The organism is Slackia heliotrinireducens DSM 20476, assembly GCF_000023885.1.
In the GTDB taxonomy this organism is placed as follows: Bacteria; Actinomycetota; Coriobacteriia; order Coriobacteriales; family Eggerthellaceae; genus Slackia; species Slackia heliotrinireducens.
In genome coordinates this window covers 1,734,806-1,750,912 of the sequence record NC_013165.1, presented here as the reverse complement: position 1 = coordinate 1,750,912, position 16,107 = coordinate 1,734,806, and the positions used below count along the sequence as shown (strand labels likewise).

The window sequence follows — 16,107 nt, the reverse complement described above, 5'->3', positions numbered from 1 at the left end:
AATGAGGAACATCACGCTTGCGCAGGGCGAGTACCTGAAGGCCGGACAGCTGCCCCGTCAGGGCGTTCTGCCTGCCAAGGTGGTTACCGCCGCCGCAGGCATCGTCGAGGAGGTGCGCGAGCGCGGTGACGCGGCCCTGCGCGATTTCTGCCTGAAATTCGACGGTGTCGAAATGGACGATTTCCGTGTGGACCCGTCTGCCATGGACGCGGCCATCGACCGCGTGGACCTCGAATTCGTCGAAGCCGTCAAAAAGGCTGCGGCCCAGATTCGCGACTTCCACGAGCGTGAGGTCCGCCAGTCCTGGATCACCACGCGTCCGGACGGCACCATCTTGGGTCAGAAGGTCACGCCGCTTTCTGCCGCCGGCGTATACGTGCCGGGCGGCCGTGCCCAGTATCCTTCCACCGTCCTTATGGACGTCATTCCAGCCAAGGTCGCCGGCGTCGAGAAGATCGTTATGGTGACGCCTCCGCAGAAGGAGGGCGGCATTTCGCCATACACGTTGGCGGCTGCCAAGGTCGCCGGCGTAGACGAAATCTACGCTGTTGGCGGAGCCCAGGCCATCGCCGCAGTGGCGTACGGCACCGAATCCATCCCCAAGGTGGACAAGATCGTGGGCCCCGGCAATGCGTTCGTGGCCGCAGCCAAGCGCATCGTCTCCGGCGATGTGGGCATCGACATGGTGGCGGGCCCCTCCGAGGTCTGCGTGCTGGCCGATGACAGCGCCAACCCGGTGGTTGTGGCTGCCGACCTTATGGCCCAAGCCGAACACGACCCGCTGGCCGCATGCTATCTGGTTACGAGCAGCGCCGAGCTGGCCCAGGCCGTGCAGGAGAAGCTTCCTGCCATGGTGGCCGCAAGCCCACGTGCTGAAATCACCGCAGCATCGCTTGACAACGAGGGCGTCGTCATCGTCGCGCCCACGTTGGACCAGGCCATCGAGGCCGTGAACGTCATCGCGCCCGAGCATCTGGAGCTGCATTGCGACGATGCCATGAGCCTTCTGGGCCGCATCAAGAACGCAGGCGCCATCTTCATCGGGCACTGGAGCTCCGAGCCGCTGGGCGACTACGTTGCCGGTCCCAACCACACGCTGCCCACAGGCGGCACCGCGGTGTTCTCGAACCCGCTGGGTGTGGACGATTTCGTGAAGCATTCCTCCATCATCAACTACACGAAGGAGGGTCTGGAGATCGACGGCCCTGCCGTGCAGGTCATGGCACAAGCTGAAGGCCTGTGGGCCCATGCCCTTTCCGTCGGCGTGCGTCGCAAGATGCTGGCCGATGGGGAAGAGGCCCTCAACGCCGTGACGCCCGACGAGCTGTTCGCCATCGCCTGGCCCCGCATCCTGAACACGCCGAAGGAGGCATAAGTGCCGCAGCGTTCGTTCATCCGCCCCGATTTCGAGGATTTGGAACCCTACGACCCGAAATACGTTGCCTGCGACGTGATGATTTCGGCCAACGAAAATACCTACGGCCTTCCTGAAGGCGTGAAAGACCAGATGGTGGCCGCCGTGGCTGAACAAGCGTTCAACCGTTATCCCGACCCCATGGCCAACGGGCTGCGCGACGCCGTCGCGCAATGGCACGGTGTAGGCCGCGACAATGTCATCATCGGCAACGGCGGCGACGAGCTGCTGTTCAACCTGCTGTTCTCCTGCGGGGGCAACGGCGGCGTTCTGGTGTCGTGCCCGCCTGAGTTCAGCATCTACGCCCTGTACGCCCGCATGGCCGGCATGCGTCATGTTCCGGTGATGCGCGACCTTGCTACCTTCGAAGTGGACCAGGCGGGTGTCGAAGCGGTCGCCAAGGACGCCCGCATCATCATCATCACCTCGCCTAACAATCCTACGGGCAACCTGGTCGACCCCGCATGGGTTGAGCGGCTATCGGGCATGACCGATGCGCTCATCCTGGTGGATGAGGCTTATATCGATTTCGCACGGGACGAGGACAGCTGCAGGCGCCTGGTGCGCGACGACGGAAACGTGGCCGTGCTCGGCACCTTCTCCAAGGCGTTCGCGCTGGCGGGTGTCCGCTGCGGATATATCCTGGCGCCGAAGTCCGCCGTCGACGCCATGTCTGCGGTGCGCCAGCCCTATTCGGTTGACGTGTGTGCCCAGGCCATCGCCACGGTGGCGGTCCGCAACCGCGAGTCGTTCTCGCCCATTCTGACCCAGATCGCCTCGGAACGCGAGCGCATGCTCGCCGAATTGCCGGCCGTTTCCAGCGATATTCAGGTGTGGCCCTCGGCTGCGAACTTCTATACTGCACGTATACCGGGCGCCCACGATGTGTGGAACCGTCTGCGTGACGAATATTCCGTCCTGGTGCGCGACTTCTCGTCCACGCCGGGGCTTGAAGACTGCCTGCGCATCACCGTGGGCACGCCCGAAGAGAACGACCGCCTGGTGGCGGCTTTGGCTGAGCTCGTGAAAGGATAACCATGAGACAGGCACATGTGGCTCGCGCCACGAAAGAGACCGATATCGCAATCGAGCTGGAGCTGGACGGAACCGGTTGTGTGGACGTGTCCACTGGCGTGGGGTTCTTCGACCACATGCTGGACGCCTTCGGACGCCACGGCCTGTTCGACCTCAAGGTTCAGGCTAAAGGCGACATCCAGGTGGACGACCACCACACCGTCGAGGACTGCGGCATCGTGCTGGGCCAGGCGTTCGCCCAGGCCATCGGCGACAAGAAGGGCATCCGCCGCTTCGGGTCGTCATACGTGCCCATGGACGAGACGCTGGTGCTTGCCGCCGTCGACTTCTCCGGCCGCGGCCAGGCATACTACGAGGTGCCTGTCGCCACGCAGAAGGTGGGCACGTTCGACACGGAGTTGGCGAAGGAATTCTTCATCGCGTTCGCCCGTGAGGCCGGCGTCACGCTGCACGTTCGTCTGATCTGCGGGGAGAATTCGCACCACATCATCGAGGCCGCCTTCAAGGCTTGCGGACGCGCGCTGCGCGAAGCCTGCGAGGACGATCCCCGTGTGGAGGGCGTGCCTTCCACCAAGGGTTCGCTGTAGGGGGAACGCATGACCAAGAACATCGTCGTGGTCGACTACCATAAAGGCAATCTTTCCAGCGTCGAGCGCGGGCTGGACGATGCCGGCGCATCCGCGTTGATTTCCGACAAGCCCGCCGACATCGAATCCGCCGATGGCGTGGTGATTCCCGGCGTCGGGGCGTTCGCCGATGCCATGGCGTTCATGAACGAAAGCGGCCAGGCCGAAGCCTTGCGCACGGCCATCGCACAGGGCAAGCCCTTCCTGGGCATCTGCCTAGGAACGCAGCTCATGTTCGACCGCGGGTGCGAGAACGTGCCGCAGGACGGCTCGGTCGGCTTCGAGCGCGACGGTGTGTACTGGGTAGAAGGCCTGGGGTTTTTGAAGGGTGCATGCGTGCGTCTGCCCGAGGTGGGGCTCAAGGTTCCCCATGTGGGTTGGGACCAAGTCTCCATTACGGAGGCGGGTCAGACCTGCGCGCTGCTTACGCCTGACATGGACGGCCGGAACTTCTACTTCACCCACTCGTACGTGTCGGTGCCTGAAGACCCCGAAGTAATCGCGGCAACCACCGACTATGCGAAGGTGTTCCCATCCATCGTGTGCAAGGGCAACGCCTTCGGCTGCCAGTTCCATCCTGAGAAATCATCCCGCACCGGCGCGCTCATCATGCAGCGCTTCGTCGAGCTGGTGTAGCACAAGGAGCATTCCATGGAGTTCTTTCCCGCAATCGACATCTTCAACGGCAATGTGGTGCGTCTGTCGCAAGGTGACTACAACCGCGTGACCGTATACGAGGAGGATCCGTCCGTGATGGCCCGCGCGTTCCGCGACGCTGGCGCATCTTGGATTCACGTGGTCGATCTGAACGGCGCCCGCGGAGAGGCAGGCGTCAACGACGAGGCTATCCGCGCGCTGTGCGAGACCGAGGGCATCGGCATCGAGGTAGGCGGCGGCGTGCGCAGCATCGAGCGCATCCGTGAGCTGCGCGAGCTAGGCGTTTCCCGCATCGTGCTGGGAACGAAGCTGGCCCGCGACCCAGAATTCGCCCGTCAGGCCGCCGAGCAGTTCGGCGAGTACCTGGTGGCCGGCGTGGATGCCAAAGACGGCATCGTCGCAGTTCAGGGCTGGATGGAGACGGACGGCTTGACCGCCGACGATCTTTTGGCCAACCTGTCTGACATGAGGTTCCGCCATGTGGTGTACACCGACATCGCCCGCGACGGCATGCAGACCGGCATCGACCAGGCGACGTACCGCCATGCGGCCGAGGTTGCAGGATTTCCCGTGGTGGTTTCAGGCGGCGTGTCCACGCTCGACGACATCAAGGACATCGCGAGCTGGGGCGAAGGCATCGTCGAGGGCATTATATCGGGACGCGCCATCTACGAGGGCGTTTTCACGGTTGAAGAGGCCCTGGCCGCGTGCCGCGGAGAGGAGTAGCCGTGCTTACGAAACGCGTCATCCCGTGCTTGGACGTCAACGACGGCCGCGTGGTCAAAGGCGTCAACTTCGTCGACCTCATCGATGCAGGCGATCCGGTGGAGCTAGCGCAGGCCTACGACAGGGAAGGTGCCGACGAGGTCATCTTTCTGGACATCACGGCTACGTCTGACGACCGCAAGACCACCATCGAACTGGCCTCGCACGCATCCGAGCAGCTCCGCATACCCTACACGGTGGGAGGCGGATTCCGCGATATCGACTCCATGCGCACGATGGTGGCCGCCGGAGCCGACAAGGTGTCCCTGAATTCTGCTGCAGTCAAGAATCCGCAGCTCATCACGATGGCAGCTCAGGCGTTCGGCAGCCAGGCAGTCATCTGCGCCATCGATGCCAAGCGCGTCGGTAAGGGCGACAAGTGGGAAGTCTACGTGGCGGGCGGCCGAAAGCCGACCGGCATCGACGCCGTAGAGTGGGCCGTTGCCGCAGCCAAGGCCGGAGCCGGCGAGATCCTTCTGACCTCTATGGACCGCGACGGCACTAAGGACGGCTTCGATTTGGCCTTGACCAGGACCGTTGCGCGCGCTGTGCCCATCCCGGTCATCGCATCGGGCGGCGTGGGCTCGCTTGAGCACTTCGCAGAAGGCGTTATCGAAGGCGAAGCCGATGCCGTGCTGGCAGCCAGCGTGTTCCATTTCGGTACATACACCATCCGCCAGGTGAAGGAGTACATGGCAAGCCAGGGCATTCCTGTCCGCCTCGATTTCTAACCGATCGGAACCACCATGCGGCGTTGCGCCTAAGACGGCTGGACCTCCTGGCGCATTGCGGATTCAGAAAGTGGATTGACATGGATATAAAATACGACGACCGCGGATTGGTGCCGGCCATCGTGCAACAGTACGACACGGGCGAGGTGCTCATGATGGCGTGGATGAACGCCGAATCGCTGGAGCTTACGCGTAAGACGGGCACCACCTGGTTCTGGTCGCGTTCACGTCAGGAATTGTGGAACAAGGGCGCCACCAGCGGAAACATGCAGCAGGTCAAAAGCATCGCAATGGATTGCGACGGTGATACGCTGCTGGTGCAGGTGGATTCGCCGGGCCCGGCATGCCATACCGGCAACCGAACCTGCTTCTTCACGGATATCACGTCCTAGCAGCCGAAACAATAGGGAAGCGCGGTCCTACAGCTCGAAGGTCGTCCAACCGCCCAGCGCACGCGGGACGTCCAGCGTGCGGTAGCCGGTTTCGAAGGCGAACCGGTAAGCGTCCTGGATACCGGCGCACACGTCTTGTGCCTTGTGGGCGTCGGACCCTACGGTAATCGGTACCTCCGCATCGAAGAACGCACGCAAAAGCCCGGGGGAAGGGTAGAACTCTCCCAGGTGCTTGCGGAGCGCCGCCGTGTTGATCTCCACATGGACATCGGCCTCGCGGGCGGCTTCGGCCATCTGGCCCCACATCTGCTCCAAGGGCCGCGAGGGTGCGTGTTCGCCGCGGCCGAAAAGCTTGATCAGGTCGGGGTGCGCCATGGAGTCGAAACCGAAGGGGCAAAAGCATGCCTCGCACCAGTCGTCCACGTAGCGCTTCCAGACGTCGTCGGCGGACATGAGTTCCCAGATTTGCAGGTCGCCATCCCAGTCAATCGCGTATTCGTCCAGGTAATGGACGGAACCCAGCACATAGGTGGCGGCGGGCCGGATGAAGGAGATGTCGTTTTCCACGCCGGGGTACCAGTCGGCTTCGAACCCGCAGACTATCTCGATTTCCGGATGGCGACCACGTGCTTCGGCGATGTCCTGCCAATAGGCCTCGATGCGATCGCGTTCGATGGAGCAGTCCATCCATTCGGCAAGCGCCAAGTGGTCTGTGGCGGCCATGATGCGGCATCCGGCGGCCAGTGCCGCCTGCACGTTCTCTTCTACGGAAGGCTCTCCGTCGGAGTGGAATGTATGCATGTGGCAATCTACGATGGGCGCACGCTGCATGGTGTCTCCTGTTCGTGCACGAGTTGTGGACGTGCGAAATATTGGTTGCAACGGTTTTTCGGTATGGTATCATAGCGAAGCTCTTTCAAGTGAGAGTGAAAGCTCTCCACCTGGTTCGGCGCAAGCTGATGGGTCCTGCGAATACAACATGTATGTGTTTTTCCAGCCCTGACGTATGCGTGCAGGGTTTTTTTTATTGGTTCTGATTGCAGAAATGCAAAAGGAGGTGGGCGCAATAGCAGCTCAAGAGCCCAGGCTCAACGACGAGATCAACGTTCGTGAGTGCCGTCTGATCGGATACGATGGAACGCAGATGGGTATCTACGATGTGCGTGAAGCGCTTCGTATTGCTGAGAACCAGCAGCTCGACCTGGTCGAGATCGCCCCGAATGCGAATCCGCCCGTGTGCCGTATCATGGACTACGGGAAGTTCAAGTACGACCAGGCCATCAAGGCCAAGCAGGCGCGCAAGAAGCAGACGAAGGTCGAAATCAAGGAGATGAAGTTCCGTCCGAAGATCGACATCGGGGACTACACCACCAAGAAGAAGCACATCATCCGCTTCCTTCAGGACGGTGCCAAGGTGAAGATCACCATCATGTTCCGCGGTCGTGAAATGGCCCACCCCGACCAGGGTCTGTCCATTCTCGAGCGTCTGGCTGATGATCTCAAAGACGTCGCAGTCGTCGAGAACCAGCCCAAGATGGAAGGCCGTAACATGCACATGCTTATCGCGCCTCTGCCTTCCACGGTCAAGAAGACCGCCAAGGCCAATAAAGAAGAGAAGTAACAACGTCGGCGCATGCCGGTTATGCTGAAACAGAAAGGATTCGTCATGCCTAAGATGAAGACTCACAGCGGCAGCAAGAAGCGCTTCCGCGTCACGCCCACGGGCAAGATCATGCGTGGCAAGGCATACAAGAGCCACATCAAGACCAAGAAGAGCCCCAAGCGTATCCGTAATTTCCGCAAGGACACTGAGCTGGCTGCCGCCGACCGCAAGGTCGTCGCCACCCGCCTTGGCCTCCGCTAATAAGAAGGAAGTGATTATCAATGCCTCGCGTTAAACGTGCAGTCCATGCCCACAAGAAGCGTCGCGTCGTTCTGAAGCGCGCCAAGGGTTACTACGGTGCGAAATCCCGTTCTTACCGTGCCGCTAAAGAACAGGTCCAGCATTCTCTTCAGTATGCCTATCGTGACCGTCGCAACAAGAAGCGTGAGATCCGTCGTCTCTGGATCACCCGCATCAACGCTGCGTGCCGCATCAACGACATGTCCTACAGCCGTTTCATGAACGGTCTGAAGAAGGCCGGCGTCGAGCTCGACCGCAAGGTGCTCTCCGACATGGCTATCACCGACCCTGACGCATTTGCCCAGCTGGTCCAGGTTGCCAAGGCAGCTCTGTAACAGAAAACTGTTGCGCCAATCAAGCCCCGGTTCAACCGGGGCTTTCTTTATTTCATCGGACGGCGGGCCGAGACATATGGTTTTAGGGTGCGACGCTTCACGTGGGACCGTGTTTTTGAGAGAATACGAATTTGCAAAAGGGCTTTCAGCCTCGAACTCCAAAGATCAACTAAAGAGAGGTTCGCAATGTCCAAGGAAATGTTTGTCATCGAAGGCGGCACTCCGCTGAAAGGCGAGGTCGCCATTTCGGGAGCGAAGAACTCCGCCCTTAAGCTTATGGCCGCAGCCATCCTGGGCCAAGGCAAATCGACCATCCATAACGTGCCCGATATTTCTGACATCTTCATCATGTCGAAGGTGCTTGAGAGGCTCGGCGCCGTCATCACCCGTGAAGACCACACGCTGGTCATCGACACCGCAGACATGGACACCTGGGAGACCCCTTATGAGCTGGTCTCCAAGATGCGTGCTTCGATCGCCGTGCTGGGTCCGTTGGTGGCCCGCTTCGGCCAAGCCCGCGTGGCCAAGCCGGGCGGATGCAACCTGGGTGCCCGCAACATCGACATCCACATGGTCGGCATGCAGGCGCTGGGCGTCGCATTCGACGAAGACCACGGCAACATCGTGGCCACCACACCCAACGGCCTGAAAGGCGCATACGTCGCGCTCGATTTCCCGAGCGTGGGCGCTACCGAGAACACCATGATGTGCGCGGTTACCGCCGAAGGCACCACCACCATCGAGAACGCCGCCCGCGAGCCCGAGATCGAGGACCTTGCCAACATGCTCAACGCCATGGGCGCCAAGGTTTCCGGCGCAGGCACGTCCACCATCACGGTCGAGGGCGTTTCCCTGTCCGACCTGCACCCCTGCGAACATACGACCTGCGGCGACCGTATCGAGGCGGGCACCTTCATGGTGGCCGGCGCCTTGATGGGCGGCCCCGTAACGGCCCGCGGCATCGATCCCGACTACCTGCGCATGGCGATCATGAAACTTACCGCCATGGGCTGCGACGTGGAGACGGGGGAGGATTGGATCACGGTGTCCCGCACCAAGCCGCTCAAGGCAGTGGAAATCCAGACGCTGCCTCATCCGGGGTTCCCCACCGACTTGCAGGCCCAGTTCATGCTGCTAGCGGCTGTGGCCGAGGGCAACTCGTCCATCACGGAGAACGTGTTCGAGAACCGCTTCATGTTCGCCGCTGAAATCGCACGCATGGGCGCGCAGATCTCCATCGAAGACCACCACGCGACGGTGGAGGGGGTTTCGTCCCTTGAAGGCACCGGCGTGAAGGCCACCGACCTGCGCTGCGGCGCAGCGCTCGTGCTTGCGGGCGTCTTCGCCGAAGGCACCACGGAGGTCCATCGCGCCTACCATGTCGACCGTGGTTACGAAGACTACGTCGGCAAGCTGACGAAACTCGGCGCCAAGGTTCACCGCGAGCCCGATGACGAGATCTACTATTAGAGCCCCGAGGGTTTCCGACTATGCCGATCAAACGTAGACCGCCCAGCTCGTCGCAGATCAACCGAACCTCGCAGCAGGTACGCAACGCGAGCGTTACCAACCGAATAACCACGAACCGCATCACGTCGACGTCCAAGCGCCGTCAGATCAGCAACACGCGAAAAACCAGGGCCGTTCGCCAGGGCGAGATCAGCCATGTGCTGCCCGATTCATCCTCGAGGGAGTCGCGTCGCGAATACGAATCGCGCATGGCGCGCCCGCAGTATTTCGAACGGGAGAGCATAAACAGGCGCAAGCAGTCGATGCATGCGCTCATACCCATTATCCTGGGGGCGCTGCTCGTTGCGGCGATCATTTTCGGGTTCGTGTACCTGAAAGTGCTGGACAGCCGTGTAATGTACAACGATGACGCCCTGGACGCCGTCCTTGCCGAACCTGCGTCTGGCGAGCCGTACTACCTGCTGTTGGCAGGCGACTTCGCAAAAGACGGCGAGGCCTCCGAAACCGATGCGGTTGTGCTGGTCAGAATCGACGAGGCCGCCAACAGGGCCGATGTGATCGGCATCCCTTCGAACACGCGGATTTCCGTATCCGACGGGTCGAATGTTCTGCTTAAAGACGTGATTTCCTCGTCGGGCCCCGCCGAGATGGTCTACGGGCTGCAGAACCTGTTGGGCATCGACATTGCACACGTCATGACCACGGATGCCGACGGCTTCGTCGAGCTGGTCGACATGCTCGACGGGGTCACAGTGGTGGTCGAAGACAACGTGGTCGACCAGGACGCCGGCGACATCATTTTGTCTCCCGGACGCCAGCACCTCACAGGCGAGGAGGCGCTGTACCTATGCCGCGCCAACGATTACGCATCGACGGACAACGTTCGCGAACGCATGGTTTCGGCCGTGGCCATCGGCCTATACCACGACGCCTGCAATCTGGGCACCTTGAAGTACGCTGTCAGCATGGACCGCATGTCGAAGCTCTTTAAGAGCGATATGGGCACGCGCGAAATGCGTTCGCTTCTGAAAGACCTGAAGGACCTGCGCAAGGGCGAGCTGTACGCGGCCTCCATCCAGACCTACACCGCGTCCGAAGAGGGGAGCATGTACGAGACGGTTGATCTAGACAACTGGGCTGAGATGCTCGAACGCATCGATGCCGGCGAAGAGCCCCAGGTCGACCCGCTGGCAGCCATTAAGGCCGTCGATCCCGCATCGTTCACCGTCACCGTGAACAACGGAGGCGAGGTTGTGGGCGCCGCCACCCAGGCAGGCGAAATCTTGACCGACCAGGGCTTCAAGGTCGAATCCATCGGAAACGCCAACATGGCCGTGTATGACGAGACGCTGGTTGTGTACCAAGATATGGACCTGGCCGATTCCGCCGAGGCGGTCGTCACCACCTTGGGCATCGGCCGTGCCATATACGACCCTGTGTACTACGCGTTCAACACCGACGTGCTTGTGGTCGTGGGCAACGACTGGGATGTGGATTCGCGTACCATAGCGGAAGCCGAAGCCGCTAAGGCCATCTCCGGCGAAGGTTCCGGTGACGTCGATGCGGTCCAAGACGAAACAACCCAAACCCAGGAAACCCAGGAATAGCATGTTGAACGACATCTACCAATCGTTGGACCCTGTCGCCCTTACGCTGGGTCCGCTTCAAATCCGTTGGTACGGACTGGCGTACATCTTCGGCTTCATCTTGGCGGGATTGCTGCTTGTGCACCTTTCGCGCCGCTGGAAGCTCAAGATGAGCGAAGACTCCATCTACACGGTGCTCATGTGCATCGTGCTGGGCATCATCCTAGGTGCCCGCATCGGCTACTGTCTCTTCTACGGAGATGGATATTACCTGGCGCATCCGCTCAAGATCCTGGCCATTAACGAAGGCGGCATGAGCTTCCACGGAGGTCTTCTGGGCGTGCTCATCGGTGGATTCGTTGCGTCGCGCATCACGCACGTTCCCTTCGCCACGCTGACCGACCTGGGTGCGGTCATGGCTCCGTTGGGGCTGTTTTTGGGCCGTTGCGCCAATTTCGTCAACGGCGAGCTGTGGGGAGGACCCACCGACCTGCCCTGGGGCGTCGTGTTCGGCGGCGTTGCGGGTAATATGCCCCGGCATCCGTCCCAGCTGTACGAAGCCGTCCTCGAGGGTCTTGTCCTGTTCGCCATCCTGTATTGCCTGGCGCGTAGGAACCCGCCGCATCCGCGAGGCACCTACATCGGCACTTTTCTTTTGGGCTACGGCGTGTTCCGGTTCCTTATCGAGTTCATCCGCCAGCCCGACGCCCAGATCGGGTACCTCCTGGGCGATTGGTTCACCATGGGTCAGCTGCTGTCGTTGCCGCTGGTGGTCGCAGGAGTTGCATTGTTGATATATGCACGGGTGAAAAAACTTCCGCAACAGGGCGAACCCGAGGGAGAATAGCAGGTATACTGTTGGCAGCGCGGATAAATACTGCGCGTATTGTCAGAATCGAACCAAGGGGGTTTCTCATGGATGTCAAATTCTTGAAATGCGAAAAGTGCGGTTCCGTCGTCATCAACCTGTGGCCCGGTGAGGAAGGCGTCTGCGAAGGCGGCCCGACCGAGCTTGTCGCCGGTTCTGTGGATGCCGCCCGCGAGAAGCACATTCCCGTCGTGACCGTCGACGGCCAGAAGGTTCACGTCGAGGTGGGCGAAGTTCCTCATCCCATGACCGAGCCCCATCTGATCGCCCGCATCGTCCTGGTCACCAAGAAGGGCTACCAGGTTGCCGAGCTTACGCCCGAAGATGCCCCCGTGGCCGACTTCATGATGGTCGAGGGCGACGAGGCCGTTAAGGTGTACGAGTATTGCAACCTTCATGGGCTGTGGGTGAAGGAGCTCTAGGCTTTTTCGGCCGAACAGAGATTATTCGTGTGCGAAACGGGTAGTTCCTGATGGGATTACCCGTTTTTTGCTGTCGAGTTGGTAACGATAGAGGCGATTCTCCTAAAGTGTGCTAGAGTGCTTCCAGACAAAGTAGGCGTCAATGGCCCAAAGCGGCGTTTTGACGAAAATCATGCGCACTACGTGTGCTGAGGGGAGAATTATTATGGCAGTAGATAGGGAACGTATCGAGAGGGTTCTGGAGCTCATCCGTCCGAGCCTGCAGGCTGACGGCGGCGACCTGGAACTGGTCGATGTCGGCGACGACGGAGTTGTGACCGTCCATCTGACCGGCGCGTGCAACGGTTGCCCGCTGAGCCAGCTCACATTGGCAAACGGCGTCAGGCGCGTCCTGAAGGAGCGTGTGCCTTCCGTTACCGATGTTCGTGCTGTGTAAGCTGTTCTTTTGGTATGAAGCAGGGTCGGCCTTGGCCGGCCCTTTGCTTTTTTACGACAATGGTCGCGGCCGTGGCCGAACGCGCCAGGCCGAAGCACGTTTTCAGAGGGGAATGGATATGGCTTGTTGGAATATGCGCGGTTGCGACGACGAGATGCAGAGTCGCTGTCCTCACAATTTGGGAAACGACTATTGTCCCGGCGATTGCAAATTCGCCGCGTGCGACCGTCCCACCCATAAGGTCGCAGTCGGCTGGGACCTGCTGCTGAACCCCGAAGTCGACCGCTCGGCGGCCGTTAAGGAAGTCTGTCGGACCTGCATGTTCTTCATCGAGCACGGTCCGGTCATCAATAGGAATGCGGAGTAGTACATGAAGAAAGTCGCTGTTCTCGGCGGAGGCGCATCGGGTCTGGCCGCGGCAATCGCCGCCGGACGCTGCGGTGCCGACGTCACGGTGTTCGAAGCCTCGGACCGCGTGGGCAAGCCGATTCTGGCTACCGGAAACGGTCGCTGCAATTTCAGCAACGCCGACATCATGAGTTCCGACTACAACCGGCCCGACTTCGTGCAGGCTGCCATGAACATGCTTCCTCCCGAAGACGTGTTGCTGTTTTTCGCCGACGCCGGCCTGCTGTTCAGGCAGGAGGACGAAGGCCGCATGTACCCCTACAGCAACAAGGCCAACACGGTGGTGGACGTGCTCCGCATGTGCGCGGCCGAGGCGGGCGTTGTGGAGCAATGCGGCGTGGCGGCCAAATCCGTAGAGGAAGCAGGCGGCCGATGGCGCGTGCTGTTCGAGGACGGCACGTGCGACGAGTTCGACAGCGTGATTGTGGCGGTTGGCGGCGGTCCTGCCAAGGGTCTGGTTCCGTCCGACATCCGCTATAAGAAAACCCATCCGGTCCTGGCTCCCCTGAAAACCGACACGAAAGCCATCAAGGGCCTCAACGGCACCAGGGTGAAGGCCCGCCTGTATCTGGACGATGACGGCAAGGTGTTGTCCGAAGCGTGGATGGACGTCGTTGATCCCGAGGTTGAGCAGGCCTACCAGGGCCCAGAGACCTATGGTGAGGTTCTGTTCCGCGAGTACGGCATTTCCGGCATCGCGGTGTTCGACCTGTCCAGGATGGTGCAGCCTGGCAACACGGTGTATATCGACTTTCTGCCGGACATGGATCCGCAGGAGAAGGTGGACTACATCTACGGGCAGGTCATGACCCATCCGAACCGCACAGCGGCCCAGATCATGTCCGGCATCCTGCCTTCCAATGTGGCGAGGGCCATCGTGGTCGCGGCCGGGTTGAACCCCGACGACGTGATTCTGGCCGAGCAGGAGGTCGTTGTGCTCGCCATGGTGTCCGAATCCTTCAGCCTGGAGGTGAAGGGTGTGGCCAATCCGAAGCAGGCCCAGGTCACGCGTGGCGGATACAATGTGAAGGACTTCGACCCGAGCACCATGGAATGCCTGTCGCATGCGGGTCTGTACGCTGCGGGCGAAGCGCTCGACATCGATGCCAGATGTGGCGGATACAACCTGCACTGGGCCTGGACCAGCGGCATTCTTGCCGGTGTGGCTGCTGCGGGCGGGTCGATGCTCGACGGCGTGCCTCTGTCGGATGTCATGGCGAGCGCCATGGCGGGAAATGCGGCCGCAGGTGCTGAAACCGGCGTGTACGTGAGCCTTCCTGACGGATCGCAGCGCGAAGACTGATGCTCGAGGTCAGCAACATTGCCCTGCCTCTCGACGCAGGCCTGCCCGAAGGCGGGCCTTCGGTTCGTGCCGCACTGGCGCGGGTTCTGGGGCTGGATGTTTTAGATATTCAGGGTTTCAACCTTTTGAAGCGCAGCGTCGATGCCCGCAAGAAGCACGACGTTCATTTCGTGTGCACCTATGCGGTCCAGGTGGACCACGCGGTGCAGGAACGCGTGCTCGAGCGCGGCGTGAAGCCGCCTGTCAATGTGAAGTTGCATGTGCCATATGCAGGGTATCGGGCGCCCGAACCCGAACGAGCACTGCCCGAACGGCCGGTGGTCGTGGGGTTTGGCCCGGCGGGTCTTTTCTGCGCGTGGGTGCTGGCTCAGGCGGGCACCAATCCCATCGTGCTGGAGCGCGGCCGCGACGTGGACGCGCGTACGGCCGATGTTGAGGCGTTCTCGAAGGGCGGCCCGCTTGATGCGAACTCCAACGTGCAGTTCGGCGAAGGCGGGGCCGGCACGTTTTCGGACGGGAAGCTGACCAGCGGCATCAAGAACCCTCGATGCGCCGATGTGCTGCATGCCTTTGTCGACTTCGGAGCACCTGCGGAGATTCTTTGGCAGGCGAAGCCCCATATCGGCACAGACAGGCTGGCAGGCACGGTACGAGCCATGCGCGAGAGGATAATCGAGCTGGGCGGCGAGGTCCGCTTTAACACGCGGCTCGATGGCTTAGACCTTGTCGATGACAGGGTGCGTGCCGTGCGGTGCACCGATGTGCGCAGCGGCGATAGCGAAGTGATACCTGCAAGCGACGTGGTTTTGGCCTGCGGGCACTCGGCCCGCGATACCTTCGCCATGCTGAAGGATGCCGGGTTTGCCATGGAGCGGAAGTCCTTTGCCGCTGGTGTGCGCATCGAGCATCTGCAGCGCGACATCAACCGTGCCCAGTACGGATCTGCGGCAACGCATCCAGCCCTTGGGGCTGCCGACTACAAACTGGCGGTGCATCTCCCTGCCGGCCGCGGCGTGTACACGTTCTGCATGTGTCCGGGCGGCGAGGTTGTATGCGCCGCTTCGGAGGATGGCGGCGTGTGCGTGAACGGCATGAGCCGGTTCGCGCGTGACGGGCGAAACGCCAACGCTGCGGTCCTGGTGGGCATCGATCCTGAGGACCTGCCGGGTGACGACGTGCTTGCGGGCGTCGAGCTGCAGCGGCAGATGGAGCAGGCGGCCTACGCTGCGGCAGGCGGCACTTACGCCGCGCCGGCGCAGACGGTGGGTGACTACCTCGCGAACAGGTCGAGCAGCGGCCCAGCACGTGGCAAGCATGCAGTGCAGCCCACATATGCACGTGGCGTGGTCTGGTGTGACCTGCGGCGGGTGCTGCCTGGATTCATCGGTGACGCACTGGCCGACGCTCTGCCTCTTTTGGACAGGCGCTTGAAGGGCTTCGCGAATCCTGCAGCCGTATTGACGGGCGTGGAGGCTCGAAGCTCGAGTCCCGTTCGCATCGTGCGCGACCGAACAACGTGCATGGCCGACGCTCCTGACGGCACCGCCGGCTGCGGGCTGTACCCATGCGGCGAAGGCGCCGGATATGCGGGCGGCATCATGTCGGCGGCAGTGGACGGCATCCGCGTCGCAGAGTGCCTCATAGGACGTTATCAAAGGTAGTGCTGAAAGGGGCGCTTCCCGCGTTTCATTTTCCGCCAAAGCGCGTTCATGGTATGCTTTCCGAAGCGTTCGAACCGTTTCCGCACGATTCCATA

Annotated in this window: 19 protein-coding genes; 18 read left to right on the top strand and 1 reads right to left on the bottom strand. The window is 61.4% G+C overall.

Going from position 1 to position 16,107, the window contains the following annotated elements; translation table 11 throughout:
* Window position 1: 1 nt before the first annotated feature.
* The 7 genes from hisD to hisI all read left to right on the top strand — a co-directional run bounded on the left by hisD (window position 2) and on the right by hisI (window position 5,620).
* Window positions 2–1,375 (top strand): histidinol dehydrogenase, encoded by a 1,374-nt coding sequence (gene hisD / locus SHEL_RS07490; RefSeq protein WP_012798650.1) that lies wholly within the window; start codon window positions 2–4, stop codon window positions 1,373–1,375.
* Entirely contained in the window at window positions 1,376–2,449 is a 1,074-nt protein-coding gene (gene hisC / locus SHEL_RS07485; protein WP_012798649.1) for a histidinol-phosphate transaminase, read from the top strand.
* A gap of 2 nt (window positions 2,450–2,451) precedes the next feature.
* A complete protein-coding gene (gene hisB / locus SHEL_RS07480) occupies window positions 2,452–3,036 on the top strand; it encodes an imidazoleglycerol-phosphate dehydratase HisB (RefSeq protein ID WP_012798648.1) in 585 nt (194 codons plus the stop codon).
* Between the two features lie 9 nt (window positions 3,037–3,045).
* Window positions 3,046–3,711, top strand: a complete 666-nt coding sequence (hisH, locus tag SHEL_RS07475; RefSeq protein ID WP_012798647.1) for an imidazole glycerol phosphate synthase subunit HisH — start codon at window positions 3,046–3,048, stop codon at window positions 3,709–3,711.
* 15 nt (window positions 3,712–3,726) lie between these two features.
* Entirely contained in the window at window positions 3,727–4,458 is a 732-nt protein-coding gene (hisA, locus tag SHEL_RS07470; protein WP_012798646.1) for a 1-(5-phosphoribosyl)-5-[(5-phosphoribosylamino)methylideneamino]imidazole-4-carboxamide isomerase, read from the top strand.
* Window positions 4,459–4,460: 2 nt separating this feature from the next.
* On the top strand, window positions 4,461–5,228 hold the full coding sequence (gene hisF / locus SHEL_RS07465) for an imidazole glycerol phosphate synthase subunit HisF (protein ID WP_012798645.1): 768 nt from the start codon (window positions 4,461–4,463) through the stop codon (window positions 5,226–5,228).
* An 80-nt stretch (window positions 5,229–5,308) separates the two neighbouring features.
* On the top strand, window positions 5,309–5,620 hold the full coding sequence (gene hisI / locus SHEL_RS07460; protein WP_012798644.1) for a phosphoribosyl-AMP cyclohydrolase: 312 nt from the start codon (window positions 5,309–5,311) through the stop codon (window positions 5,618–5,620).
* A 27-nt stretch (window positions 5,621–5,647) separates the two neighbouring features.
* Here hisI and SHEL_RS07455 read toward each other — a convergent pair whose 3' ends face one another.
* Entirely contained in the window at window positions 5,648–6,451 is an 804-nt protein-coding gene (locus SHEL_RS07455) for a histidinol-phosphatase HisJ family protein (protein WP_012798643.1), read from the bottom strand.
* Between the two features lie 214 nt (window positions 6,452–6,665).
* Here SHEL_RS07455 and infC point away from each other — a divergent pair, with 214 nt between their 5' ends.
* The 11 genes from infC to SHEL_RS07400 all read left to right on the top strand — a co-directional run bounded on the left by infC (window position 6,666) and on the right by SHEL_RS07400 (window position 16,012).
* Complete coding sequence (gene infC / locus SHEL_RS07450; RefSeq protein WP_050749643.1) at window positions 6,666–7,241, top strand: translation initiation factor IF-3; 576 nt, start codon at window positions 6,666–6,668, stop codon at window positions 7,239–7,241.
* Window positions 7,242–7,286: 45 nt separating this feature from the next.
* On the top strand, window positions 7,287–7,484 hold the full coding sequence (rpmI, locus tag SHEL_RS07445) for a 50S ribosomal protein L35 (protein WP_012798641.1): 198 nt from the start codon (window positions 7,287–7,289) through the stop codon (window positions 7,482–7,484).
* Between the two features lie 20 nt (window positions 7,485–7,504).
* Window positions 7,505–7,858 (top strand): 50S ribosomal protein L20, encoded by a 354-nt coding sequence (gene rplT, locus SHEL_RS07440; RefSeq protein WP_012798640.1) that lies wholly within the window; start codon window positions 7,505–7,507, stop codon window positions 7,856–7,858.
* A gap of 186 nt (window positions 7,859–8,044) precedes the next feature.
* Window positions 8,045–9,328, top strand: coding sequence for a UDP-N-acetylglucosamine 1-carboxyvinyltransferase (murA, locus tag SHEL_RS07435; protein WP_012798639.1), 1,284 nt, complete (start codon window positions 8,045–8,047; stop codon window positions 9,326–9,328).
* Between the two features lie 20 nt (window positions 9,329–9,348).
* Window positions 9,349–10,935 carry an LCP family protein gene (locus SHEL_RS07430; protein ID WP_012798638.1) on the top strand — a complete coding sequence of 529 codons (1,587 nt, stop codon included), beginning with the start codon at window positions 9,349–9,351 and terminating at the stop codon, window positions 10,933–10,935.
* A gap of 1 nt (window position 10,936) precedes the next feature.
* Window positions 10,937–11,761 (top strand): prolipoprotein diacylglyceryl transferase, encoded by an 825-nt coding sequence (gene lgt / locus SHEL_RS07425; protein ID WP_012798637.1) that lies wholly within the window; start codon window positions 10,937–10,939, stop codon window positions 11,759–11,761.
* 68 nt (window positions 11,762–11,829) lie between these two features.
* Window positions 11,830–12,204, top strand: a complete 375-nt coding sequence (locus tag SHEL_RS07420) for a desulfoferrodoxin family protein (RefSeq protein ID WP_012798636.1) — start codon at window positions 11,830–11,832, stop codon at window positions 12,202–12,204.
* A 205-nt stretch (window positions 12,205–12,409) separates the two neighbouring features.
* Window positions 12,410–12,640 carry a NifU family protein gene (locus SHEL_RS07415; RefSeq protein ID WP_012798635.1) on the top strand — a complete coding sequence of 77 codons (231 nt, stop codon included), beginning with the start codon at window positions 12,410–12,412 and terminating at the stop codon, window positions 12,638–12,640.
* A gap of 118 nt (window positions 12,641–12,758) precedes the next feature.
* Window positions 12,759–13,007 carry a hypothetical protein gene (locus tag SHEL_RS07410; RefSeq protein ID WP_012798634.1) on the top strand — a complete coding sequence of 83 codons (249 nt, stop codon included), beginning with the start codon at window positions 12,759–12,761 and terminating at the stop codon, window positions 13,005–13,007.
* A gap of 3 nt (window positions 13,008–13,010) precedes the next feature.
* Entirely contained in the window at window positions 13,011–14,351 is a 1,341-nt protein-coding gene (locus tag SHEL_RS07405) for an aminoacetone oxidase family FAD-binding enzyme (protein WP_012798633.1), read from the top strand.
* Window positions 14,351–16,012, top strand: a complete 1,662-nt coding sequence (locus tag SHEL_RS07400; protein ID WP_012798632.1) for an NAD(P)/FAD-dependent oxidoreductase — start codon at window positions 14,351–14,353, stop codon at window positions 16,010–16,012. The genes SHEL_RS07405 and SHEL_RS07400 overlap by 1 nt, the downstream gene beginning before the upstream one ends.
* Window positions 16,013–16,107 lie beyond the last annotated feature (95 nt).